Origin of the sequence: Paenibacillus sp. MZ03-122A (genome assembly GCF_024213325.1) — a bacterium.
Taxonomy (GTDB): domain Bacteria; phylum Bacillota; class Bacilli; order Paenibacillales; family Paenibacillaceae; genus Paenibacillus; species Paenibacillus polymyxa_B.
The window spans coordinates 379,251-402,980 of record NZ_JANAVI010000001.1 but is presented as its reverse complement, the minus strand read 5'-3'; the positions used below and the strand labels follow the sequence as shown (position 1 = coordinate 402,980).

General features: G+C 45.1%; 23 protein-coding genes and 2 tRNA genes. 5 read left to right on the top strand and 20 right to left on the bottom strand.

Annotated elements, in window-relative coordinates; genetic code table 11:
- The first annotated feature begins 28 nt into the window (after positions 1-28).
- The 3 genes from NLX74_RS01930 to NLX74_RS01920 are packed head-to-tail and all read left to right on the top strand — an operon-like array spanning position 29 to position 2,453.
- Positions 29-784 carry a helix-turn-helix domain-containing protein gene (locus tag NLX74_RS01930; RefSeq protein WP_254327790.1) on the top strand — a complete coding sequence of 252 codons (756 nt, stop codon included), beginning with the start codon at positions 29-31 and terminating at the stop codon, positions 782-784.
- Positions 785-801: 17 nt separating this feature from the next.
- Positions 802-1,452, top strand: coding sequence for a GNAT family N-acetyltransferase (locus tag NLX74_RS01925; protein WP_235307980.1), 651 nt, complete (start codon positions 802-804; stop codon positions 1,450-1,452).
- Positions 1,449-2,453, top strand: a complete 1,005-nt coding sequence (locus NLX74_RS01920; protein WP_254327789.1) for an alpha/beta hydrolase family protein — start codon at positions 1,449-1,451, stop codon at positions 2,451-2,453. The genes NLX74_RS01925 and NLX74_RS01920 overlap by 4 nt, the downstream gene beginning before the upstream one ends.
- Here the strand turns inward: NLX74_RS01920 and NLX74_RS01915 are convergent.
- The 5 genes from NLX74_RS01915 to nrdR form a co-directional block, all read right to left on the bottom strand.
- Positions 2,450-3,376, bottom strand: coding sequence for a GNAT family N-acetyltransferase (locus NLX74_RS01915; RefSeq protein WP_254327788.1), 927 nt, complete (start codon positions 3,374-3,376; stop codon positions 2,450-2,452). The genes NLX74_RS01920 and NLX74_RS01915 overlap by 4 nt on opposite strands.
- A 148-nt stretch (positions 3,377-3,524) precedes the next feature.
- The gene (locus NLX74_RS01910; protein ID WP_254327787.1) at positions 3,525-3,791 is read right to left on the bottom strand and encodes a CD3324 family protein; all 267 of its coding nucleotides are present in this window, start codon (positions 3,789-3,791) and stop codon (positions 3,525-3,527) included.
- Between the two features lie 451 nt (positions 3,792-4,242).
- Positions 4,243-4,315, bottom strand: a tRNA-Lys gene (locus NLX74_RS01905).
- Positions 4,316-4,327: 12 nt separating this feature from the next.
- A tRNA-Ala gene (locus NLX74_RS01900) sits at positions 4,328-4,403 on the bottom strand.
- A gap of 131 nt (positions 4,404-4,534) precedes the next feature.
- Entirely contained in the window at positions 4,535-5,002 is a 468-nt protein-coding gene (gene nrdR / locus NLX74_RS01895) for a transcriptional regulator NrdR (protein ID WP_013309614.1), read from the bottom strand.
- A 105-nt stretch (positions 5,003-5,107) separates the two neighbouring features.
- Between nrdR and NLX74_RS01890 the strand changes: the two genes are divergently transcribed.
- Positions 5,108-5,332, top strand: coding sequence for an alpha/beta-type small acid-soluble spore protein (locus NLX74_RS01890; RefSeq protein WP_013309613.1), 225 nt, complete (start codon positions 5,108-5,110; stop codon positions 5,330-5,332).
- Between the two features lie 118 nt (positions 5,333-5,450).
- Here NLX74_RS01890 and NLX74_RS01885 read toward each other — a convergent pair whose 3' ends face one another.
- The 15 genes from NLX74_RS01885 to citZ form a co-directional block, all read right to left on the bottom strand.
- Entirely contained in the window at positions 5,451-6,014 is a 564-nt protein-coding gene (locus tag NLX74_RS01885; protein WP_254327786.1) for a lytic transglycosylase domain-containing protein, read from the bottom strand.
- A complete protein-coding gene (gene coaE, locus NLX74_RS01880) occupies positions 6,011-6,607 on the bottom strand; it encodes a dephospho-CoA kinase (RefSeq protein WP_254327785.1) in 597 nt (198 codons plus the stop codon). The genes NLX74_RS01885 and coaE overlap by 4 nt, the downstream gene beginning before the upstream one ends.
- Before the next feature lie 11 nt (positions 6,608-6,618).
- The gene (locus tag NLX74_RS01875) at positions 6,619-7,410 is read right to left on the bottom strand and encodes an MntP/YtaF family protein (protein ID WP_254327784.1); all 792 of its coding nucleotides are present in this window, start codon (positions 7,408-7,410) and stop codon (positions 6,619-6,621) included.
- 112 nt (positions 7,411-7,522) lie between these two features.
- Positions 7,523-8,353, bottom strand: a complete 831-nt coding sequence (mutM, locus tag NLX74_RS01870; RefSeq protein WP_254327783.1) for a DNA-formamidopyrimidine glycosylase — start codon at positions 8,351-8,353, stop codon at positions 7,523-7,525.
- Positions 8,354-8,424: 71 nt separating this feature from the next.
- Entirely contained in the window at positions 8,425-11,079 is a 2,655-nt protein-coding gene (polA, locus tag NLX74_RS01865) for a DNA polymerase I (protein WP_235307974.1), read from the bottom strand.
- Positions 11,080-11,256: 177 nt separating this feature from the next.
- Positions 11,257-11,916 (bottom strand): phosphate signaling complex protein PhoU, encoded by a 660-nt coding sequence (phoU, locus tag NLX74_RS01860; RefSeq protein ID WP_025721993.1) that lies wholly within the window; start codon positions 11,914-11,916, stop codon positions 11,257-11,259.
- Between the two features lie 38 nt (positions 11,917-11,954).
- On the bottom strand, positions 11,955-12,713 hold the full coding sequence (gene pstB / locus NLX74_RS01855) for a phosphate ABC transporter ATP-binding protein PstB (protein ID WP_029516628.1): 759 nt from the start codon (positions 12,711-12,713) through the stop codon (positions 11,955-11,957).
- 127 nt (positions 12,714-12,840) lie between these two features.
- Entirely contained in the window at positions 12,841-13,965 is a 1,125-nt protein-coding gene (locus NLX74_RS01850) for a methyl-accepting chemotaxis protein (RefSeq protein ID WP_254327782.1), read from the bottom strand.
- Between the two features lie 159 nt (positions 13,966-14,124).
- Positions 14,125-14,856: a response regulator transcription factor gene (locus NLX74_RS01845; RefSeq protein WP_013309604.1), complete on the bottom strand. Its 732-nt coding sequence runs from the start codon at positions 14,854-14,856 to the stop codon at positions 14,125-14,127.
- A gap of 128 nt (positions 14,857-14,984) precedes the next feature.
- The gene (gene pnpS / locus NLX74_RS01840) at positions 14,985-16,787 is read right to left on the bottom strand and encodes a two-component system histidine kinase PnpS (protein WP_254327781.1); all 1,803 of its coding nucleotides are present in this window, start codon (positions 16,785-16,787) and stop codon (positions 14,985-14,987) included.
- 119 nt (positions 16,788-16,906) lie between these two features.
- Entirely contained in the window at positions 16,907-17,776 is an 870-nt protein-coding gene (locus tag NLX74_RS01835; protein WP_069292098.1) for an SDR family oxidoreductase, read from the bottom strand.
- Between the two features lie 217 nt (positions 17,777-17,993).
- Positions 17,994-18,410, bottom strand: a complete 417-nt coding sequence (locus NLX74_RS01830) for a hypothetical protein (protein ID WP_013370353.1) — start codon at positions 18,408-18,410, stop codon at positions 17,994-17,996.
- A gap of 319 nt (positions 18,411-18,729) precedes the next feature.
- Positions 18,730-19,671 (bottom strand): malate dehydrogenase, encoded by a 942-nt coding sequence (mdh, locus tag NLX74_RS01825; protein WP_061828678.1) that lies wholly within the window; start codon positions 19,669-19,671, stop codon positions 18,730-18,732.
- A gap of 16 nt (positions 19,672-19,687) precedes the next feature.
- Complete coding sequence (gene icd / locus NLX74_RS01820; RefSeq protein ID WP_069291602.1) at positions 19,688-20,983, bottom strand: NADP-dependent isocitrate dehydrogenase; 1,296 nt, start codon at positions 20,981-20,983, stop codon at positions 19,688-19,690.
- A 151-nt stretch (positions 20,984-21,134) separates the two neighbouring features.
- Positions 21,135-22,247 (bottom strand): citrate synthase, encoded by a 1,113-nt coding sequence (gene citZ / locus NLX74_RS01815; RefSeq protein WP_028542893.1) that lies wholly within the window; start codon positions 22,245-22,247, stop codon positions 21,135-21,137.
- Between the two features lie 345 nt (positions 22,248-22,592).
- Here citZ and ytvI point away from each other — a divergent pair, with 345 nt between their 5' ends.
- Positions 22,593-23,711, top strand: a complete 1,119-nt coding sequence (ytvI, locus tag NLX74_RS01810) for a sporulation integral membrane protein YtvI (RefSeq protein ID WP_235307972.1) — start codon at positions 22,593-22,595, stop codon at positions 23,709-23,711.
- Positions 23,712-23,730 lie beyond the last annotated feature (19 nt).

Here is a 23,730-nt window from a genome sequence, read left to right as displayed (position 1 = left end):
ATTCAACTACCAGTAAGGAGTCCTGTCATTGAAAGAACACATTACGATCAGCCAGCTTGCTCAGCTCATGAATGTATCTGTACATCAACTGCGATATTTCGAAGAAAAGGGAATCCTGTATCCATCACATACAGAAGAAAATCAATATCGGATGTACGGGCTTCATGAGATTTATCAGCTTTCGCATATTTTATTATTACGCAAATTAAACGTCCCTGTCGGCCAGATTCTAGAATGTATGACTTCCTATGCTGCCGATGATTATAACCGGCTTTTAGAGCATTCGTTGCAGAAGGTACAGGCTGAAATAGCTAACTTGAAAATGCATGAACAGTTTATTCACAAAGTGCTAGAAGAACATGATAGCCTGACTCAGCGAAATGATGAATATCAGGTCAAACGATTAGGTCCCCGTCATTTAAAGCTATGGTTTGCATTGGAGAATGGTCAAGAGCTCACTGCCGGAAACTTATTTGAACACCGCCCTGCCCCACCTCGATTATTTGAAAATGACCTGCATTACTTGTCTGATGCCGGACAGGTGAAGCTGTGTTATGAAACAGTGGATGTGGCTGACTATATTCTGGAAGAAGGCAACTATCTTTATAAGCATCTTTCCGTCATTGAAGAGCCTGAGATTGATTATGAAATTAAACAAATGGAACGATATGTAGCTCATCACCAATATAACTGCCAAAGCAGGATTGTCCTAGTAGAAAAATCTTATCTTTCGATGTTCGACAACAACAAGCTACAATACGAAATTCAGGTTAAAGTAGAATAAATCTTGGAGGGCGTTACATGAGTGCAAAATCCTTTGACATTGTTGCATACCAGAAACAAGACCATGAAGCTGTTTGCAGTCTTTTAGTCGAATCGTTTAAAGCAAAATTTCAATCTCTTGTTACACTGGAGGATCAAGCTATACAGCAGTTGTTAATGCAGGTTTGGGTTCAAAATCCTTATTCTACATCTATGAAACAATTTGTAGCCAAAGAAAACGAAGAAGTTATCGGTGTTCTTTCTCTTAAATGGAAACCCTCCTCTTCTTCACTTCCTGAAACAACCCCCATTTCTTTGGCTCCGCTCATAAAACAATTTGGTTGCTTTAATATATTTAAATTTTTGACAGGTATGCATGCGCTGGAGTATCCCCCCGCTGCAGATGAGTGTTACATTGATCATTTGGCGATTCGTTCAAGTCATCGTAACCAGGGAATAGGACGCCGTCTTCTAGCTTTCGCACAGCAATTTACGGTTGAATCTGGTTTTCATACATTGACGCTTCATGTAGCGCATAAGAACCAAGGGGCTATCCGTTTGTATCACAAACTTGCGTTTGAAGTAGAACAATCCAAATATAATGGGTTACGGCATTTTTGGTTCAAGGAGCCTGTATGGCATCTAATGAGTTGGAAAGAGAACCTACATTCGAGGAGAGAACACCATTGAAAAAAACATTTAAGCTTACTTTTGGTATTGCGGCAGCTCTAGCTGTTGCCTTAATACTCATTGTTCTATATCAAAATTCCTACAAGATGACAGAAGAAAAAATACAAATCACGACGCCTAAAGGGCTGTTAACAGGTACATTAGCTTTGCCTAAGAACTACTCGGAAAAGGTTGGATTGGTTGTTTTTGTCCATGGGGATGGTCCTATTAATGACACATATGATGATGGATACAAACCACTGTGGGAAAAGTTCGCCTCCAAGGGTTATGCCTCCCTGTCATTGAATAAGCCCGGTATTAATAGTGCCCCTGGCAATTGGCTGGATCAAAGCATGGAGGACCGCGCACAGGAGATCCGATATGCAATAGACTGGGCGAAAACCTTGCCGATGATTGATAAGCAAAAAATCGGCCTATGGGGAGCCAGTCAAGCAGGATGGGTCATTCCGAAGATTGTTAAAGAGGAGTACAATATTGCATTCAGCATCCTTGTATCGCCTGCCGTGAACTGGATTTCCCAAGGACAATTTAATACCAGAAAAGAAATGGAGCAAGAAGGAGCTACTCCGCAAGAAATTCAAAAGACATTGAACTACGATCAAGAGATTCTACAGTTACTGAAAAAACATGCTTCTTATGAAGAATACCTAAGCATAGCCGATCCTAACGATATGATGTCCAAAGAAAGATGGAGCTTTATAGGCAAAAATTTTCGGTCTGATTCCACTGAAGAATTAAGTCACTTCCATTCTCCTGTACTCTTGGTTCTGGCTGGCAAAGATATTAATGTTGATGTACAGGATACCGAGCGAGTCTATCGCCAGAAAATACCCGCAGAGCTGCTATCCGTGATTCATTTACCTGAAGCCGACCATTCCATGATGGATGAAAAAATTGCGCGTTCAAAATCTCTAACTTTTTTAACAGCCGTATTCGCCCCAAGAAAATTAGTGAATGATGAGTATCTCAAAATCCTTGCCAATTATGTCAGTCAGCGTTAAACAATGATGCTCTTTTTTTGCCATATTTCTTTTGAGTATGCTAATGAAAACCCCATCGACAGATAAAAGGGCTGATCCGAACCTACAAAAATTCTTTCTGCACCTTTGTCCTTGACTCTTTTTATGGCTTCATAAATAACAGCTCTTCCAAGCCCTGTTTTTCTATACTTAGGTATCGTACCTACCGGCTCCAGTATTCCTATTTTATTCAACTCGTCGTACCAGATTGTAGTGAAAGAAGCCACTTCATTGTTATGATCCAGGATGACTACATCGAATTCCGGTATATAATCAGGGGCATTTCTCAATGATATATAACATCGCTCAGCGACATTATGATCTGGATAATCGCCCTTGTAGTACCCGAATGCTCTTCCATGAGCAAAGCCTTTTTCAAAATCCCCAACTTCATTCGCATCCGCAATTCTAAACCCGTTTGGCAATTCCAGCTTTACATCATGCGGTACATTCATACAGGATGTCGTTTCTTTCCCATCTTGCAAGATGTACTCTCTTTTTTTCAAAAGCTCCTTCAGTTGCTCTCCATCCTCGTTTACGATTATATCTAAAGTAGCTACATTCTCACCATGTAAAGCTAATTTCAATTCAGCATAATCTATTAATTCATTTAGAAATTCATTTGAAAAATCACGATCTGCAAGCTGGAAATAAGCTTCACCTATGTTATCTTCTCCTTCCGGGTGAACAACAGCAACAATTTCTTGATGTTCATCCTCCCAAATTCCAACAGTTTCAGGCCATGTTTCAAATGTATTGTGCATGATTTGTCCCCAATATCTACAGAAATTCCAGCGATCTATGAACCAATTTTTAAGATCAGGACTACTTTTCAGGGAGTGTTTCAAAAAATCTCTAATCCTTAAAAAGTCATGCGTTTCGAATTTTTTCTGAGTATACTTCATTATTTACCTCCTGCTTTTCTGTAATAACCTTATTGTAAAGATTCTGGAACTTCAGATATATGCCAAGTTCTTTTATCAAGTGTTTGTAACGTTCTGCTTATATATAAGGACAACAAAAACCCACAGATCATCTCTGCGGGCACATTTTTCATTTTTTGGAGTATACGATTTTCTTAATGCGGTCTACAGACAGTCCGTATTGTTCTGAGAGTTCGTCAATGGGCACCCTCTTGCTGAATCTTGCGCGTATCTCTTCATTCCGAAGGAGATAATAAAGGGCCGCGCCTGAGCTTTCTCCCCATCTCCTACGCTCACTTGAACGACTTGGGATATAAATAAGTTCTCCTTGTATATACCGCTGTACTTCCTTAAGCAAATCATCAGGAAGCAGATCAGTTGCCTTTAAATAATTCATGTAGGGCTCGCTCCTTAAAATAAATTTTACATTTTAAGGGCAAAGCCTGCGTCTGCCAATAACTATTCCTTACAGGCGAAATATATTCGCTCCATACCAAGCTTCGCCTTGTTATTTCGCAGGCTTTGCATGGAGCAGATTGAGTACGAAATCAATGATACGATACATCGTTCCCCCTCCTTTTTGACATCACATTAGTTTTTACTTAGTTCAGTTCAATGATTAGGAACTTAACTCATGTTATTGTAAAATACAAACTGCAATGAAACAACGATCAAAGCTACACTTGCGAAAAATGAGTTGCTATTCAGTATCGACTTCTATTTCCTATAGGATCTGTTTTCTGTGCAGTCAGTTACACGCTCATTCAACCCATAACGGTTCCCGGTTAGACTGGGAATAAATCTATAAACAACAAAAAAACGGCATCTCTGCCGTTTTTTCTAAAGAATGGACTCTCAGGGACTCGAACCCTGGACCAATTGATTAAGAGTCAACTGCTCTACCAACTGAGCTAAGAGTCCATAATATAAGTTTGGTGGAGCCTAGGGGGATCGAACCCCTGACCTCATCGCTGCCAGCGATGCGCTCTCCCAGCTGAGCTAAGGCCCCATCGTAAGTAAGTTTTTTCAACGTTTCAAGCGACTTCTATATCATATAAAATTTTTATTCCTGTGTCAATACTTTTATAAAAAAAATATAGTCATCTTCCCACTTTGTCCCAAGAAAGATACAGTCAGCGATCAGTCGCTGGCTGTATCTTTAGATAACAATGTTTTCAGTTCCTTCATAAACATATTGATGTCTTTAAACTGACGATAGACGGACGCAAAACGTACGTAGGCGACTTCATCCACTGGGTAAAGCTGTTCCATGACCAGCTCACCGATCTGCTGGCTATCCACTTCTGTGGCTGCTGTGTTGCGGATAGCGTTCTCTACCTGGGATACGATCATATCCAGTTGCTCGACGGATACTGGGCGCTTCTCGCAGGCCCGAATGAGACCGCGCAGCATTTTATCACGACTAAACTCTTCACGGCTGCCGTCTTTTTTGATAACCATGAGCGGCGTTTCCTCCACCATTTCAAAGGTGGTAAAACGCCTGGCACACTGTTCACATTCACGGCGACGACGGATGGACTTGTTATCATTCGCAGGTCGCGAATCCAACACTTTCGTGCCGTTGTAGGCACAATACGGACATTTCATAATCTCACCACTTTCTTTTTCCAATAAATTCCCGAAGATTCTTAGTAATAATTTTGTCAAAACGGATCATAATATGTTTACCATATCGCGAGGAGGTGAACAACAATGGCACAAGGAAACAATGGCAACTCCAACAATCTGGTAGTCAGCAGATCCTCCGGCGCTCTGGAGCAAATGAAATATGAAATCGCTCAAGAGCTGGGTATCAGCATTCCTCAAGATGGATACCAAGGTAACATGACTTCCTATGAGAACGGTTCGATCGGGGGCTACATCACTAAACGCCTCGTAACGATCGCCGAACAACAATTGGCAGGTCAATACCAATAATCGCGGTAATAATGCAGAAATAACAAGATAAAGTGTATGGATGGGCTGCTAAAAACAGCCTGTCCTGCGCTTTTTTCATTTTAAAGCTAAAAGGCTCATCATGTCATGAACTTGTCATTTAAAAATCATTATAAATTTTCGTGTATTGCCTGTAGTAATAAATGACCCGCTGTACATAATGTCGTGTCTCACCAAAAGGGATTTGCTTAATGGACTCTTCTTTTCCATCCCACACTCCCTTATCTAGCCACTCCTGAACTTTCCCTGGCCCTGCATTGTAAGCAGCTACGATTGCTATAGGATTATCCTGAAACTTCATGGATAGGTTATGCAAATACCAGGTTCCCAGCTCAATATTGGTGCCAGGCTCGTGCTTGACACTCTCCAGCGGAACCTTTTGAATCTGGGCGCTGTCCATAATCCAATTTGCCGTATTCGGCATAATCTGCATCAGGCCCAGTGCACCCTTATGCGACTGCTTGCTGGTTTTAAAATTGGTTTCTACGCGGATAATAGACGCCACCAAAAATGGGTCCACTTCATACGTTTGTGAATACTGCCGAATCTCATCCTTATATTGAATTGGATAGAACCAGGACATCCAATTTGAATTAAGGAACAGGATTAGGACAAACCCGACAAACAAAGTGAGCAGGACTCTTTTCTTTCGCAAAATGTTCATGCAAGTCCCTTCCGCTGCCAAAATTGATCAATTTGTCGTTTCGTCTCAGTCTGTGCTCCGCTATTATCGATAACGATATCGGCCAAGCTTTTCTTTTGTTCAATATCCATTTGTGCGGACAGCCTAAGTCCAGCTTGCTCCTCCGTCAGAACGTCTCTGAGCATCAGACGCTGGAGCTGAATATCACGTGGTACGTACACAACCATAATTTCCTCGTACAAGCTCTCCAGCCCGGACTCGTACAATAACGGGATATCTGCTAAAACAAGCTTGTCCGGCTGTTCCCGTTCATATGCTTCCATGCGCATACGCATTTCCTCACGAATAGCAGGATGGGTAATATCGTTAAGTGCCTGCCGTTGGGCAGGGTCTCCGAATACAATCTCACCCAGTTTTTTGCGGTGCAGGGTTCCGTCATTGTTCACTATAGCTTGTCCAAAATGCTCTATGACCGCCGCCAGCACCGGATGCCCCGGAAGCATGACTTCCCGGGCAATGGCATCTGCGTCGATCAGCAGCGCACCTTTGGCGACCAAAAGAGCCGACACGGTGCTTTTTCCGGTAGCAATACCTCCGGTTAATCCGATATTCATGCTCTTTCACCTCATAACAGCTTCAATATGCCCATCATAATCAGTAATAATGCCGGCAATACACCCAGCGCCTTCATAAATCGAAATGCTGATAGAAAGAAGCCTGCCTTCATCCCTGCAATCAAAAATGTTCCACTGAATAACGTAATAGCCAGCGCAGTAGACAGTGGCTGAAAACCAAGCATAGCTGCCCCGAGTCCCGCTCCGAACGCATCGACCGATAATGCAATGCCCAGCCAAACCGCTTCGGTAGCAGATATACTGCCGGAACGGTCCATATCCGCAGCAGACGGACTTCGAAGAATCCGAATAACAAGTCCCCATTTGCGGAACTCCAGAGAAAATAGCGTTCGCTCCTGCTGCTCCACAGAAGCTTCTGTCGACAGATCTTTTCTTGAACTGGGGAAAGACTCGGTATCAGCATCTTCTATACTCTTCTTCTCCCCAAGAACAAATCTGCTCACTGGATCAGTCTGTTCTGTAAGAAGCAGCCCCCGAGAGGCCTCCACTGAATCCTCTGACGAATCCTCTTTGTGGTGCAGAGCTTGAAACAAAGAGTAACAGCCGATACAGATCAGGATGACAGCGCCAAAAACGGTCGTATATACAGGAGACAGGACACGAGATAGTAATGCGCCCAATTGCATGGATATGCCAATCACCAAACCTGAACATACGGAGATGATAGCAATCGACAACAGTGGAATTTTCATTTTGCGCAAACCATATGTAACACCGACTCCGAAACTGTCCAAACTTAGCGCAAATGCCAGTAACAGCAGGCCTCCCCAATGATTAGCCACTCCAATTCCCTCCCATTGCGAAGGCAGGGCCTTATAACAACCGAAACCCTCCGCAGTATTGGTACTTGGAACAATATATGAGAGGGATGGGCTTGGGGTGACTGTGCAAGTCTTAACGCATAGGCTGACAGACCGGACAATGATGTGTGCCACGTCCGGCTACGACAGATTTTTCGATCAATGTGCCACATTTAACGCAAGGCTTCGCGTTACGTCCATAGATTTGCAATTGATGCTGGAAGTCGCCCGTTTTACCCTGTCCATTAACGAACGATTTAATGGACGAGCCTCCAACCTGAATCGACGCACCCAGCGTGGAGACAATAGCTTCATGCAAGACATGAAATTGGCTATCCGTTAGGCTTTTGGCTGGCTGTGCTGGATGAATCCCCGCCTTAAACAACGATTCATCTACATAAATATTCCCGATGCCCACCACATATGACTGGTTTAACAGCGCTGCCTTGATCGAAGTCGAACGAGTTCCAACAGCGACACGCAGCATTTCGGGTGTAAAGGCCTCGTCCATCGGTTCCAAACCGAGCTTGTTTAGCGGCTTTTCCAGCAAATCCTGTCCTGCCGGAAATAAGTGCATTGTGCCAAACTGGCGCACATCCTGATAACGCAGCTCCGTACCATCTTTAAAATGAAAGATGACATGGGTATGCTTTTCCACAGGATCATGTTGCGGATACAATCCATATCGCCCTTCCATTCGAAGATGGGAGACCAGCACCAGCCCGTCCAGCAAAATCCGCAGAAACTTCCCGCGTCTCTCAACCCCTGTAATCCGGTGATCGGCCAATTCCATCGCAAAAGCGTGGATATCATCGGGCCGTTGAATGATCCGCGGCAAATTAACGGTGACATGATCTATATGTTTATCAACGATAAGCTCGTTTAGCGTTCGTTTAATTGTTTCTACTTCCGGTAATTCCGGCATGATGTCTTCACCTCACCCTATATTATAACGGAAGCAGCGTCAAATTGGGACTATCTACTCATTGAAATATATTACTTGGCCTCATACCAATTGCTGCCATAGCTTACTTCGGCTTTGAGCGGCACAGCCAGCTTTAATGCGGCTTCCATGGTAGCCGGGACAAGCTCTTTCATCGTTTCCATTTCTTCAGGCGGAACCTCGAACACAAGCTCATCATGTACTTGGAGCAGCATTCTGCTGCGAAGTTTACGTTCACGTAAGACCTCATCCATCTGTACCATCGCCAACTTGATAATATCGGCTGCGGTACCTTGAATCGGCGTATTCATCGCTGTACGCTCAGCGAATGAACGCAGGTTGAAATTGCTGGCGTTAATCTCCGGTAAATAGCGTCTGCGTTCCAACAGCGTTTTTACGTAGCCGTCCCGCTTCGCATCCTTCACAATATCATCCATGTAACGGCGAACGCCTTGGAACACATCAAAATACTGGTCGATAAAACGAGCCGCTTCCTTCCGCGTAATATTCAAATTTTGTGACAGACCATAATCACTGATCCCATAGACAATCCCAAAGTTGACTGCCTTCGCAGAACGCCGCATATTGGAGTCCACATCTTCCGCTGCTACCCCAAACACATCGGATGCGGTCTTGGTATGGATGTCCATATCGTGGACAAAGGCCTCCTTCAAACGTTCATCATCCGAAATATCAGCCAGCACCCGCAGCTCGATCTGTGAGTAGTCTGCCGCCAAAATAGACCAGCCCGGTTCGGACGGAACAAATACTTTGCGGATTTTGCGTCCTTCTTCGAGACGAATCGGGATGTTTTGCAAATTCGGAAATTGACTGCTCAAGCGTCCAGTTGCTGCAACGGTCTGCCGGAAATACGTATGCACCTTACCTGTTTTCTCCGAAATTTCTTTCAGCAATCCTTCGACATACGTCGATTGGAGTTTGGCAATGGTGCGGTACTGCAAAATATTTTGCACAATATCATGATAGGGGGCCAGCTTTTCCAGAACCTCCGCATCGGTCGAGTACCCCGTTTTCGTCTTTTTAATGACAGGTAAACCCAGTTTATCAAACAAAATCTCACCCAACTGCTTGGGCGAATTCAGATTGAACTCTACTCCAGCAATGCTGTAAATTTCACCCACCAACGTTGCAATCTGGGCTTCAAATTCTTTCCCCAAAGCGCGCAGTTCTTCTACATTCACCAAAATGCCCTGCTTCTCCATATCCGCCAAAATGCGGGACAACGGCATCTCCAGCTCATGAAACAGCTTGTGCATTTCCGTTTTTTCCAGCTCCGCCTGCTGTACAGGCACCAAAGCTTCAATCACCGCTGCCTTACGCGCCACATGATCGGACAGTACAGCCACGTCAGGGACTTTATATTTAGCTCCTTTACCGAACACTTCTTCGTCTGGACGGATCGAAGACAAACCATATTTGGCTGCCAATCCGCTCAATGTCTGGTTTGCATCGGTCGGGTCCAGCAAGTACCCTGCCAGTTGCACATCAAACTCGGCCCCTGCAAACGCAATTCCATGCCAGTGTAAAGCCAAATCCGTACGATGCAGATCATGACCACGTTTTTTGCGTTCAGGGTCAGCAAGCCATTCGCGAATAGGTGTAGCTGCATCGCTTTGCAGTACATCCAGCGTCATAAAATACTGCTGCCCCGTTGCGGCAAATATCAGACCTACGATGTCAGCATGATGCGGATTATCACCATGCGTCTCAACATGCAGCACATCCACATGATCCAACACTTCTACCAATTCGCTAATCCGCTGCTCATCCAGCACTGTTACGTCAGCCGCGGCTTCCTCTACATCTACCCCAGTACTGCCAACCTCACCTGAAAAGGATAAACGCTCCAGCAAGGACTTGAACTCTAGCTTCGCCAGAGCTGGCCCGGCCGTTTCTGCTTGCAGCCCGCCAAAGGCCACATCTTCCAGCTGCTTGTCCAACGTTACATCCCGATAAATGGTCGCCAAATCTTTGCTCATTCGCGCATCATCGGCATGTGTCTCTACGCGTTCTTTCATTTTGCCCTTCAGCTCATTCGTGTGCGCCAGCACTTCTTCGACTGAACCGTATTGATGCAGCAGCTTGAGCGCTGTTTTTTCACCCACGCCGGGAATACCAGGAATATTGTCCGATGTATCGCCCATCAGACCCTTAAGGTCAATAATTTGCAGCGGCTTCAGGCCATATCGTTCCTGAATTTGCTCAGGTCCATATGTCTCCACCTCAGTAACCCCTTTGCGGGTCAAGCCAACTGTGACATGGTCTGAAGCCAATTGAAGCATATCCTTGTCCCCGGTCACGACCAGCACATTGAAACCGGCTTCGTCCGCTGTCTTGGAGAGGGTGCCTATAATATCGTCCGCCTCATAGCCATCCAGTTCAAACTGGGCAATGCCAAAAGCGGTCAATAGCTCTTTCAGCAACGGAAATTGCTGGGACAGCTCTGGCGGTGTTTTCTCCCGTCCACCTTTGTAATCCTCGTATCCTTTATGGCGAAACGTTATTTTACCGGCATCGAAGGCAACCAGAATATGTGTTGGTTTGTGCTCCTCCAAGAGCCGCAATAACATCGTCGTAAATCCGTACACCGCGTTCGTCTGCTGCCCGCTCGAATTCGTTAACGGTGGCATAGCAAAAAACGCCCGGTAAATGATACTGTTACCATCTATAAGCATGAGTTTATCCATTTAGCACCTCGCAAGTTCATCAATGCATTCGTAACGTTCTTACGTTTTACGCATTCCTCTTCCTATCTTAACATACAAGACTCCTTTTTCAGAAAAAAACGGCTGCTTCCTAACCAAATTTGCCTTTTGCTCAAAGACAAGTCTGGGTCAGAAACAACCGCTATATACCTGAAAGCTCTACTGGTTCAAATCTGGTCTCTCCCCTGTCACGAGATATACAGTGCTTTCACCGATATTCGTAGCATGGTCACCAATTCGTTCAATGTATCGTCCTACAAGCAGTTGCAGCATAGCTTGTGAAGCCTCTGCCGGCTTTTCTACCATAAAGGCATACAGATCGCTGATCATGTGGCTATACATGGAATCTACTCGATCATCCTCTTTGGCCATTTTGTAGGCCAGATCTGTATTTTCATCCAAATAGGATTTGATCGCATCATCTATCATTTCTTTAACAATGGAAGCCATGTGCGGAATATCCACCAGCGGCTTAATGATCTGCTGCCCTTCCAAGCGAAGTGTCACCTTGGCAATATCAAGCGCCAAATCGCCCATTCGTTCCAGATCACTGGAAATTTTAAATGCAACAATGATCCGGCGCAAATCCTTCGCTACCGGCTGCTGGGTAATAATGAGCTTGGAACCCATATCGAGAATATTCTCTTCCAGCGTATTAAGGGATGCATCATTTTTGACCACCTGCTGAGCCAATTCTGTATTTTTGGTCTGCAAACATTCAATGGCCTGATCGAGCGCCTTCGAAACGTGTGCACCCATTTCGCGCAGTACGGCTCTCAGTTCATCTAACCCTTCATCAAAACCTTTTCTACGTATCATTTCGAAGTCACCCCTTCTGGCATATTCATCTGTAGGCTTTAGCCAAATCGCCCTGAAATATAATCTTCTGTACGTGAATCTTGCGGCGTGGAAAACATCGTCTGCGTATCCGCCGCTTCCACCACAACACCATTCAAAAAGAACGCAGTTCGACCGGACACACGCGCTGCCTGATGCATGTTATGCGTCACCATGACAATGGTATACGTGTCTCGCAATTCCTGAACCAGTTCTTCAATTTTCATCGTGGAGATCGGATCCAGCGCAGATGTCGCCTCGTCCATAAGCAAAATATCTGGCTGTACAGCAAGCGCCCGGGCAATGCACAACCGTTGCTGTTGTCCACCGGATAAACTCAGAGCAGAACGCTTCAGAAAATCCTTGACCTCTTCCCAAAGTGCCGCCTGCCGCAGGCTTTGCTCAACCAATTCGTCCAACTTGTCCTTTTGCCGAACTCCATGCAGACGCGGGCCGTAGGCCACGTTATCATAAATCGATTTGGGAAATGGGTTAGGCTGTTGAAAAACCATTCCCACCTGCTTACGCAGAGTTTCTACTTCCATAGTATCGCCGTATATATCCTGACCTGCGATACTCACAGTGCCTTCAATACGCGTTCCCGGTATCATATCATTCATCCGGTTCAGCGTACGCAGCAGGGTTGATTTGCCGCAGCCGGACGGGCCGATGAAGGCAGTTACCGTTTTTTCAGGAATATCGAGGTTTATATGTTTCAGCGCGTGAAATTTCTCATAATATAAATTCAGCTTATCGATCCGGATTACGGAATCATTCATGGATTTATGATCTCCTTCGTGTTGCAGTTATGATCCTCAAGCATTGCACCTGATTTGCACAATATGAAGATTATATAAGCTGTGTGTAAATTTAGTGTGGTGGATTTGTTAACGGTATGTAAAATGATCAAGAACTTAACATGAGCTCTAGCTCATGCGCTATTTCGGCTGCATTCAAAGCCGCTTCCTCTGCGGAACGGGACATTTCACTGTTTTTGGCTTCAATTTCATTGACAGCCTGCAGTAGTTTGGCAAAAGTTTGTGTTCCGGCAGAAATATATTGAGAGCCTGTATGAATCTGCTGCATACTCGTATCCGTCAGTTCAGCGGTGTCACGCAGCATTTGCTCGATATGGGTGAGTAAGCCTGTAATCTGCGTGGAAAAGGCTTTCGTCTGGAGTGACATATTCCGCACCTCTTGAGACACAATCTGAAAGCCTCGTCCGTGTTCGCCAGCATGCGCCGCTTCAATGGACGCGTTGATCGCCAGCAGTCCGCTATGATCTGCCAGTGCACGAATGGATGAGGTCATGCCCGCAATGTCATTCAGCGATTGGGTCAACGCCGTCATCTGCTCATGCTGGCGCTTCATTTGCTCCGTGACTGCACGATAGGAGAGCAAAACATCTTCCAGTTCTACTTTGCCACGGCGGGATAACTCACTCATTGACCGGGTTAGCCGCACACTGTCATCGGCCTCTTTAGCTGCATCCAGCACAGTCAGCTGAATACGCTGGACTCCGTCATAGCTATGCCGAATCACATCGCCCCGCTCTTCGTCCGCTTCTCTTTGCATTCGCTGCACAACCGACAGGATATCACGAATTGTGAGTACGCCGAGTAACCGTGTTCCTTCCTTAATCAACACACAATCGTAAAAACGCTGATCTTCACGCAACATCGCCAGTTCCACAATGTCCGATGCCTGGCTTTTCAGATCCACAATTAATGTATTGGGATCGGCAAATATGGCCGCAGGCTTGTCATAGAACAACGCCGCAGCAAATCTGCCCGTAAAATGGCGATTGTACGCATCTCTCATAATAATGCCCAATGGAAGATCATTTTTATCCACAACAATGACACAAGGTATATCCTCCTGTGTTTTCATAAGTCCTAACAGTTCTTTACAAGACATATCCGTACCAATGATCGGAACCTCCCGGCATGACACATAGGTAGTAATCGGCTTGTATGCTTCACGTTCAATCACGGCAGTGGAACTCGGCTGGGTCTTTGGTTCCGTTATCATCGTTCTGAAGTCCCCTTTTTTTAACTACTTGGAGTGACGGGAACATCATATCGGTCATTTGTTGATTCTAGCGTCTATTTTTGTTAATGAAATGTAAAATCACGAAATGGACACAAAAGTCGTCGGACACTTCCCTGGATAAAGAAAAACGCTCCTCATTTATAATAAATGAGAAGCGCTTCTTTTTTTATTTACAACCAGCTTGTACCCCACTCCACGGATCGAATCGATATGAACCGAGTCGGGATCCAGCTCCAGCTTTTTACGTAAGGAACTGACGTGCACATCCACGGTTCGTTGACCACCAATGTAGTCAAAACCCCAAACAGCATTCATCAGATCATCCCGGGTCAGGACCACACCCGGCTTGCGGGACAAATAAAGAAGTACCTCAAATTCCTTTGGTCTGAGGCTGATAGACTGACCTCCAAGAATGACTTCATATTTCTCAGGATAAATCTCCAGCTCGCCCAGTTGAATTTTGGAGCTATCTTTCTGATCAGACAGCACTCCTTCATCCCCGCCGGAAGTTCTTCGCAGCACAGCCGTTACACGTGCCAACAGCTCAGAAACGCCAAAAGGCTTCGTGATGTAATCATCTGCACCCGACTTCAGCCCTTGGACAACCTCGGCCTCGCCGTTTTTGGCCGTTAAAATAATGATAGGCGTTGTCAGCCCCTGATGGCGAAGTCTGCTCAGAATGTCCAGACCGTTCATTCCCGGCAGCATCAAATCCAGCAGGATCAAATCGTAGGACTCTCTGGAGGCTTTTTCAAACCCTGCACTGCCATGATCCTCCGTGTCCACTTCGAAACCTTCTTGTATCAAATTGTAGGATAGCAATCTGGCAAGCGTTGGTTCATCCTCAATAACCAGCAAGCGTTGTCCCATAAATAACTTCATCTCCTGTTTACCTGTTAAAGGCGCATTGGTCAGAATCCAGAAACCTTTTCCATACTCATGCGACACCCGTTTATTTTATCACGGCATTGTTAACAGAATGTAAAAAAGGTTATAGTTCATTCTTCCTGTTGCAATAGCGGTAATTCAACTGTAAATGTGGTACCCAATCCAAGCTCACTTTCCACCGAAAGGGTGCCATGATGCAAATCGACCAAGTGTTTGACGATCGACAATCCCAGCCCCGTTCCGCCAGAGTTACGCGAGCGTCCTTTGTCCACCCGGTAAAAGCGTTCAAAGATACGTGGCAGGTCCTTCTTTGGAATTCCAATACCTGTATCACTGACTGTAAATACAACCTTTTCCGTTTCATTCTCCCGCTGGATCGTTAAAACCTTAATCTTTACCTTGCCACCATCAAGTGTATAGTTGATACCATTAGACAAAAGGTTCAGGAAAATCTGCTGAAGCTTATCTTCATCTGCCTCCATAAACAGCTCATCCGGGATATCCATATGCAGCGTAATTCTTTTTTTGGCAGCTACATTGTTCAGTTTTTCCAGCAATGATTCTATGAACGACGAAACGTGCACCGGCGAGCAATCCAGTGGAGAACGCTTGGATTCAATTTTGGATAGCTCCAGAATGTCACCGATCAGCCGATTCAATCGTTCGCTTTCATCATATATAATTTGCAAAAATGAACGGGCCGTCTCCTCATCTTTAACCCCGCCACCGAGTAACGTCTCGGCAAAACCCTTGACTGCGGCAATTGGTGTTTTTAGCTCATGAGAAACGTTTGCCACAAATTCGCTCCGCATATTTTCCAACCGTCGAATAGCCGTAATATCCTGTAAAAGGAATAGCATCCCCCGGTATCCGCCTTCATCCTCATACATCGGAACACCGTCTAGCAACACGAGTCTCTCCTCGGGATTGTACAAATGAACCTCACCATGCAGCCTCTCTCGGCTTTGTATGCTGCCCTCAATTAGCTTTGTGAGCTCATAGTGCTTCTTCAGCTCATGATACGGCTTGTCCGTCACCCGTTTACCCACGACACCGAGCATTCGCTCAGACTCACGGTTTACAAGCGCAATACACTCACTTGCATCAATCATTAGAATCCCGCCTGTCATATTACTCATGACGCTCTGGAGTAGATCCTCATTGTCACGTATCGTTTTCATTTGGTTTTGGAGACTGTCAGCCATACGATTAATGGCTTCCCCCAGTTGCCCTACTTCGTCCCGGCGCTGCACACCAACCCTTGCGTCATAATCCAGTCCTGAAATGCGGTTGGCTACCCCTGTAATATGCTCAATAGGCGAAGTCAGACTGCGGGCAATACGATAGCTCACCAATCCAGCAGCAAGAAATAGCAATACGAGTCCAATCCCGATAGCCGTCCAGCCGCGGCGTACTCCCTCCTCCACCGCTTTCAGACTCATGGACAAACGGATATATCCGTCAAAGCCCTTGTCCGATACAACAGGCTCTGCAACGTATAGCATGTTCCGCTGCAAGGTTTCGCTGTAACGAATCGTGCGTCCGATTCTCTCTGTTGAGGCTTGCTGAATTTCTTCACGAGATGCGTGGTTTTCCATCTTACGCGGATCGCTTAACGAATCGCCAACCACCGTCCCGTCCTTGCGAATGAAGGTCACCCGCGATTCCGTCAGACGGGCAATTTCCTTCGCCTTTTGAGAATAATAAGATACATAATCCGTACTGGACAGGGCATCTGCATTCACAAAAGGGAATGTAGCGCGAAGCAGGTCGATCTCCCGTCCCATGTTCTCCTCTAGCACCTTCATATTCGAATTTTTAAAGATTTGTCCCATCGTGATTCCAGCAGCAAGGACAGATACGCCAATCAAAATCAGCATGATCAGGGTAAGCCTGAAACGAAACGATTTCATAAAATATGCCCATCCTTTATGTAAGTTAAGTCTCATTCTACAGGCTACCTGCATTATGTTCCACTGTGAAAAGAAAAAAGGCCAGGGCATAACACGGCCCCAGCCTTTCCTTTGTCCTCTTATCCGTTTATAACTTCACCGCCATTGATATGAATAACCTGCCCGCTTACATATGAAGAATCATCAGAAGCAAGGTACACATAGGCTGGCGCCAATTCTTCCGGCTGACCCGGACGCTTCATTGGCTGTGCTCCTCCAAACTCGCTGACCGTCTTGGCATCAAAGGTAGACGGGATTAACGGCGTCCAGATTGGCCCTGGTGCTACAGCGTTCACCCGAATACCTTGATCCGCCAAATTGAGTGAAAGGGAACGAGTAAAGGATGTGATCGCCCCTTTGGTCGATGAATAGTCAATGAGTGTCTTGTTCCCAGCGTACGCGGTAATCGATGTTGTATTGACAATTGTGCTCCCTTTCTTCAAATGCGGCAATGCTGCTTGCGTCAGGAAGAACATACCGAAAATATTCGTACGGAACGTGCGCTCCAACTGTTCTTTGGTGATATCCTCCAGCTTTTGTTGTGGATGTTGCTCTGCCGCATTGTTCACGACAATGTCGAGCTTGCCCAACTCGTTAACCGTCTGTTGAACCGCTTTTTTGGCAAATTGGTCATCTCCGATATCGCCAGGAATCAATACGCATTTGCGCCCCTCCTGCTCTACCTGACGTTTTGTTTCTTCCGCATCCTTATGCTCATTCAAGTAGATGATAGCTACGTCCGCACCTTCTTTGGCATACGTGACAGCTACAGCCCGCCCAATTCCACTGTCTCCACCAGTAATAAGTGCAACTTTGCCTGTGAGCTTGTCAGCTGCTTTGTAAGTTGGTTTTTCAAACTGAGGTGCAGGCGTCATTTTGGATTCAATCCCCGGTTGCTGGTCCTGATGCTGTGGGGGCAAGGTTTGCTGAGGTTGGTTACTTTTAGCCATTGTACATTCTCCCTTCAAAATTAGATATTTTTTAGGATGCAACATTTGCATCCACTCTACTCCTGATTTACCACACAAAGTTATTCGTTAAACGAAAAAAGAAAAATGTAGTTATTTGAGCGCACAAAAAAACGGCCTATGCTTATTCAGCACAGACCGTTTTTTTTCAATTTAGCATTTGTCATCATTCGATTATAGGCTTTCACCAAATGCATAATTAAATAATATGGCTGTATACCATTAAAATCGTAATTAGAATCATGAAGACAGCCAGCAGCGTGCTGAACATCCGCATTTTACCAGCGTATTGCGTAATCGGCTGTTGGTTACGAACCGCTTCCAGTGACAAGCGTAATGGCTTACCCATAGCACCAGCAATACCAGAAATGGCAAGAAACAACACCAACACAACAACGATCCATGCTACCGAATAAGAATCCCAAACAAAAATCATATAGATGCCGCTAATAAGTACAAGAATCAGTGCAAATTGAGCCAGACGGTTTAATAGCTGTACAGCCGATATCGTCCCTTCCTGCGCACTTGGAGCCAATTTGTCGATTTTGCCCACAACGAAGGGGAGCAATAAATAAAAACCCATCGCCAGTGATCCAATAATGTGAATAAAAAACATTCTTTATAACCTCCATTTCTTTGTTTTCACACAAACTCTTTTTCCATAGAACGATCATATTCCAACGAATGACTACCATCTTTTCAGTGTTTTGGGACATGCTTTTCTATGTAAGGATTTTTGAAGAATCCTCATGTAACTATCAATGCATATGAACTCTATTATACCGGGGAAGTGGTCCAAAGCAAAGGAAATAAGAAAGAAAACGAATAGATTCCTTATATTCCGTTTAAAAGTAAAAGAGGTGTCCGATGGCCATGACTATGGCTTGGGAACACCTCTTCAAGTAAAAGTATACCGTTTTAGTAGAAAATTGAATCTATACAGTAACTATTTTAATCACACTGCGGACCGATTCGGCGGATTGATCGAGCGCTGCTTTTTCTTCGGCTGTCAATTCCAACTCGAACACTTTTTCGATACCATTACCGCCAAGAAGTGTCGGTACGCCAAGGAACAAATCCTGATAGCCGTACTCTCCCTCCAGATAGGCAATGACCGGGATAATCCGTTTTTTATCTTTTACAATCGCTTCTGTCATCTGTGCAAGCGAAGCTGCCGGTGCATAATATGCGCTACCATTACCCAACAGGTTGACGATCTCACCGCCACCACCGCGTGTCCGTTGTACGATTGCTTCGATACGTTCCTGCGAAATCAGGGTTTCGATAGGTATACCTCCAACGCTGGAATAGCGTACCAGGGGCACCATATCATCACCGTGACCACCCATAACGAAGCCGCGTACGTCTTCGACGGAAACGTTCAGTTCTTGTGCAATAAAGGTACAATATCGCGCTGTATCCAGCACACCTGATTGGCCAATAACCCGATTTTTCGGGAATCCAAGCGTTTGATAAGCAGTATAGGTCATAGCATCTACCGGATTACTCAGAATAATGACGATAGAATCCGGCGCATACTTCTTCACGTTTTCACAAACGGATTTTACAATTCCTGCGTTCGTATTTACCAAATCATCACGGCTCATACCCGGCTTGCGTGCAATCCCGGCTGTAATAATGACGATATCCGAGTTAGCTGCATCCTCGTAACTGGAAGTGCCCGTGATCTGGCTGTCAAATCCCTGTACCGGACCGGCCTCCAAAATATCAAGCGCCTTGCCTTTGGTCGGATTCTCTAGTTGCGGAATATCGATCAGTACGATATCACCCAGCTCCTTTTGAGCCAGCAGCAATGCGGTAGTGGCACCGGTAAAACCGGCGCCAACAATGGATATTTTTTTACGTTGAATGGACAAGTGGTATTCCCCTTCCTTACAGGTTACTAATAATGGTATCTGCGAACTCGGAGCATTTCACTTGTGTAGCACCATCCATCAGACGAGCAAAGTCATAAGTTACAATCTTCTTATTAATGGACGTCTCCAGCCCTTTGTAAATCAGGTCAGCCGCTTCTTTCCAACCCAAGTGTTCAAGCAACATTACGCCCGACAGAATTACGGAACCAGGGTTCACTACGTCTTTGTCGGCGTATTTTGGAGCTGTACCATGTGTAGCTTCAAAGATAGCATGCCCTGTTACATAGTTAATGTTTGCACCTGGCGCAATACCAATTCCACCAACTTGGGCAGCAAGAGCATCGGACAGGTAGTCCCCGTTCAGGTTGAGCGTAGCAATTACATCAAATTCAGAAGGACGAGTCAGTACTTGCTGAAGTGCAATATCAGCAATCGCATCCTTGATAATGATTTTGCCTGCATCTTCAGCCGCTTTTTGAGCTGCATTTGCCGCATCCTCACCGTCTTTTTCCTTGATTACATCATATTGGGCCCAAGTAAATACTTTATCTGCAAATTCTTCCTCAGCCACTTCATAACCCCAGTTTTTGAAGGCGCCCTCGGTAAATTTCATAATGTTACCTTTGTGTACGAGCGTGACACTCTTGCGTCCGTGGTCAACAGCATACTGAATGGCTGCCCGTACCAGACGCTTTGAACCCTCGGAAGAAACTGGCTTAATGCCAATACCAGAGGTTTCAGGGAAACGAATTTTGTTCACACCCAGCTCTTGTTGGAGGAACTGAATAACCTTTTTCACGTCTTCGGACCCTTCAGCATACTCGATCCCCGCGTAAATATCTTCTGTGTTCTCACGGAAAATAACCATGTCTACCAATTCAGGACGTTTCACTGGAGAAGGAACACCGTTAAAATAACGAACAGGACGCAGACATACGTATAAATCCAGTTCTTGCCGCAATGCCACATTCAACGAACGGATACCACCGCCAATAGGTGTTGTAAGTGGACCTTTGATGGCTACAATATACTCACGGATGGCTTCCAAAGTATCGTTAGGGAGCCATTCGCCGTATGTATTGAAAGCTTTCTCACCAGCGAATACTTCATACCAGGCAATCTTTTTGCTGCCGTTATATGCTTTTTCTACAGCTGCGTCCAGTACGCGCTTGGAAGCTTTCCAGATATCGCGACCTGTGCCGTCACCTTCGATAAACGGAATTACCGGATGGTTCGGAACCCGTAGTTGACCGTTATCAATCGTAATTTTTTCGCCTTCAGTTGGGAGCTCAAACTTTTCAAATTTCGCCATAAGTTCCTTTTCCTCCTCAGATATGAATGGGTACAGGACGAAAGACATGATCTTTATCACAGACAAAAACGTACATCTCTCGTCGTCCCCTCTATTGTACCTTATTTTTTAAATTCAGGGTATACAACCTCAATCTTCCTTCGACAAAGGGTTAGCGCAACTCTGGTGATACATATTTTTGATCCATTGGACCTGTATATTCGGCGCGAGGACGAATCAGGCGGTTATTTTCATACTGCTCTAAAATGTGTGCGGTCCACCCAGATACACGACTCACAGCAAAAATAGGTGTAAACAGGTCTCTCTTGATACCCAACTGGGTATACACAGAGGCAGAATAAAAATCCACATTGGGCTTCAAGCCTTTTTGCCCTGTTACAATTCCTTCAATTCGAACTGACATATCAAACAACGTTGTGTCGCCGTTCATTTCCCCCAGCTCGCGGGACATTTTGTGCAAATGCTTGGCACGCGGATCACCGTTTTTATAGACTCGGTGTCCAAAGCCCATAATTTTTTCGCGGTTATCCAGTTTCGCCTGAATATAGGAGTCCACCTGATCCAAGCCACCAATCTCCTCCAGCGTTTTGGCCACAGCCTCATTGGCCCCACCATGCAGTGGTCCTTTTAAAGCTCCAATTGCAGACGTGATTCCGGAATAAATATCCGACAATGTGGCTACCGTTACACGCGCAGCAAAGGTAGAAGCATTTAATTCATGATCGGCGTGCAACACGAGAGCCTGATTGAACGCTTTAATAGCCGTCTCCTCCGGGTCCTTGCCAGTCAGCTGATACAAAAAGTTTTCAGCGATGGAAATACCTTTTTTAGGCGCAATCGGCTCCAAGCCCTCGCGTATACGTGCTATAGCTGCCACAATGGTAGGCAATTGCGCCTGAAGCTTGACGGTTTTGGTCACATTAGACTCTCTCGACATATCATCCGCCTCTGGGTCATACAAAGCGAGAGACGATACGGCTGACCTCAAGGCAGCCATCGTGCTCAAATTTTTCGGATATAACTTTAATTGAGTAACAATTTCATCCGGAATAGCAGCGTATTCGCTTAACTGGTTGCGAAGCTCCTGCAATTGCTCTTTATCAGGTAATTTTCCAAACCACAACAAATAAGCTACCTCTTCAAAATCGGCGTTAACAGCCAAATCATCAATGTTATAACCCCGGTACGTGAGAACGCCATCTACGATAGAGCTTATGGAGGAAGTGGTCGCTACGATCCCTTCCAGACCTTTAGTCGCTGTCATCGTTACATCTCTCCTTTGTAAAAACATTGTGAACGGACTTGCAATGTAAACATTTTCAAAAGTAAGATATGTCTTTTAAATAGCTGAGTAATGTTAACGCCATATGTCAATATTTAAACCTTCTTTCACTATACTGGATTTTGTCGTTTATGTGAACATTGAGGGCTATTCCAACACATTCAAATGTTTTATCGCTTCCATAAATAAATTTTTGAAACCCCTTACAAAAAATATTGATTCATTTGCACTTTTTTACACAGGTCTTGTCTCCCCCCTTTCCCGCATATGTATAGTAGAGCATTTATTTTATGAAAAACTATCGTAAAAGAAAGGAGCCGTGAGAGCTTGAGCCGGTTAATCCTGAATCGCATATTTCGTGCTCTATGGGTGGCAATCGTGATTGTAGCTCTGTTACTGGGCATATATGTGCTTTTCCCTCTCGTCTATCCTTTCCTATTCGCCTGGCTTGTGGCTTATGCCATGAATCCACTGGTTAGTTTTCTGCGTAGCAAAGCCCGTATGCCACGTTGGACGGCTGTCACGGTCTCATTATTTGTATATTTAGGTGGAATTGCAATTATCCTATCTGCTGCAATCACCCGCATGGTCCGTGAAGTTATAAAGTTGGCCATGACTTTTGACGGACATATTGAGCGTTTTAAAAGTCTATTTATCGATTGGACACAAAGCGATTTGATTCAAAATGTAATTATTGAAATTAACCATTTCATCCGGGATAATCCGGATTACCAACATACCATTAACAGTAATATTGATAAGACAACTCAAACTGTCAGTTCGGCTGTCACTACGCTAGTCGCTCAATTTTTTAATGGAGTTTTGAACTTGCTGACCTCTCTGCCTAATATGGGAGCAGTTCTAATGGTTATTGTATTAGCAGCCTTTTTTATTAGTAAGGATTGGGACCGACATAGTCGGATGCTCTCAAACACGATTCCTGATACGATTCGCAAGCCATTGTCGGATATATGGCACGATTTGCGTAAAGCACTGTACGGCTATTTGCGCGCACAGTTCATTATCATATCCATTACGGCATTAACGGTCATTGTTGGGCTGTTCATATTGCGTGTGGAATCCGCCTTTACCATCGGTTTGATGATCGGGCTGGTGGACTTGCTACCTTATTTGGGGGTTGGCATTGTGATGATTCCGTGGATACTGTATGCGTATATGTCTGGTAATTTGGCACTAGGAGTAGGATTGTCGATCCTTTATATCATCCTGTTGATTGGACGACAGATCGTGGAGCCTAAGGTGCTGGCCAGCAGCGTGGGCTTGAACCCGCTTCCCACCCTCATCGGTATGTTCATCGGGCTCAAGCTGTTTGGCGTTTTAGGACTAATTATCGGACCTGTATCACTCATTGTCGTTGATGCACTGAATCGCGCGAATGTCATTCAGGACTTGCGCAACTATATTCTCGCTGGAAGAGTCCGCTAAATCAGGGATAGGAAAAACG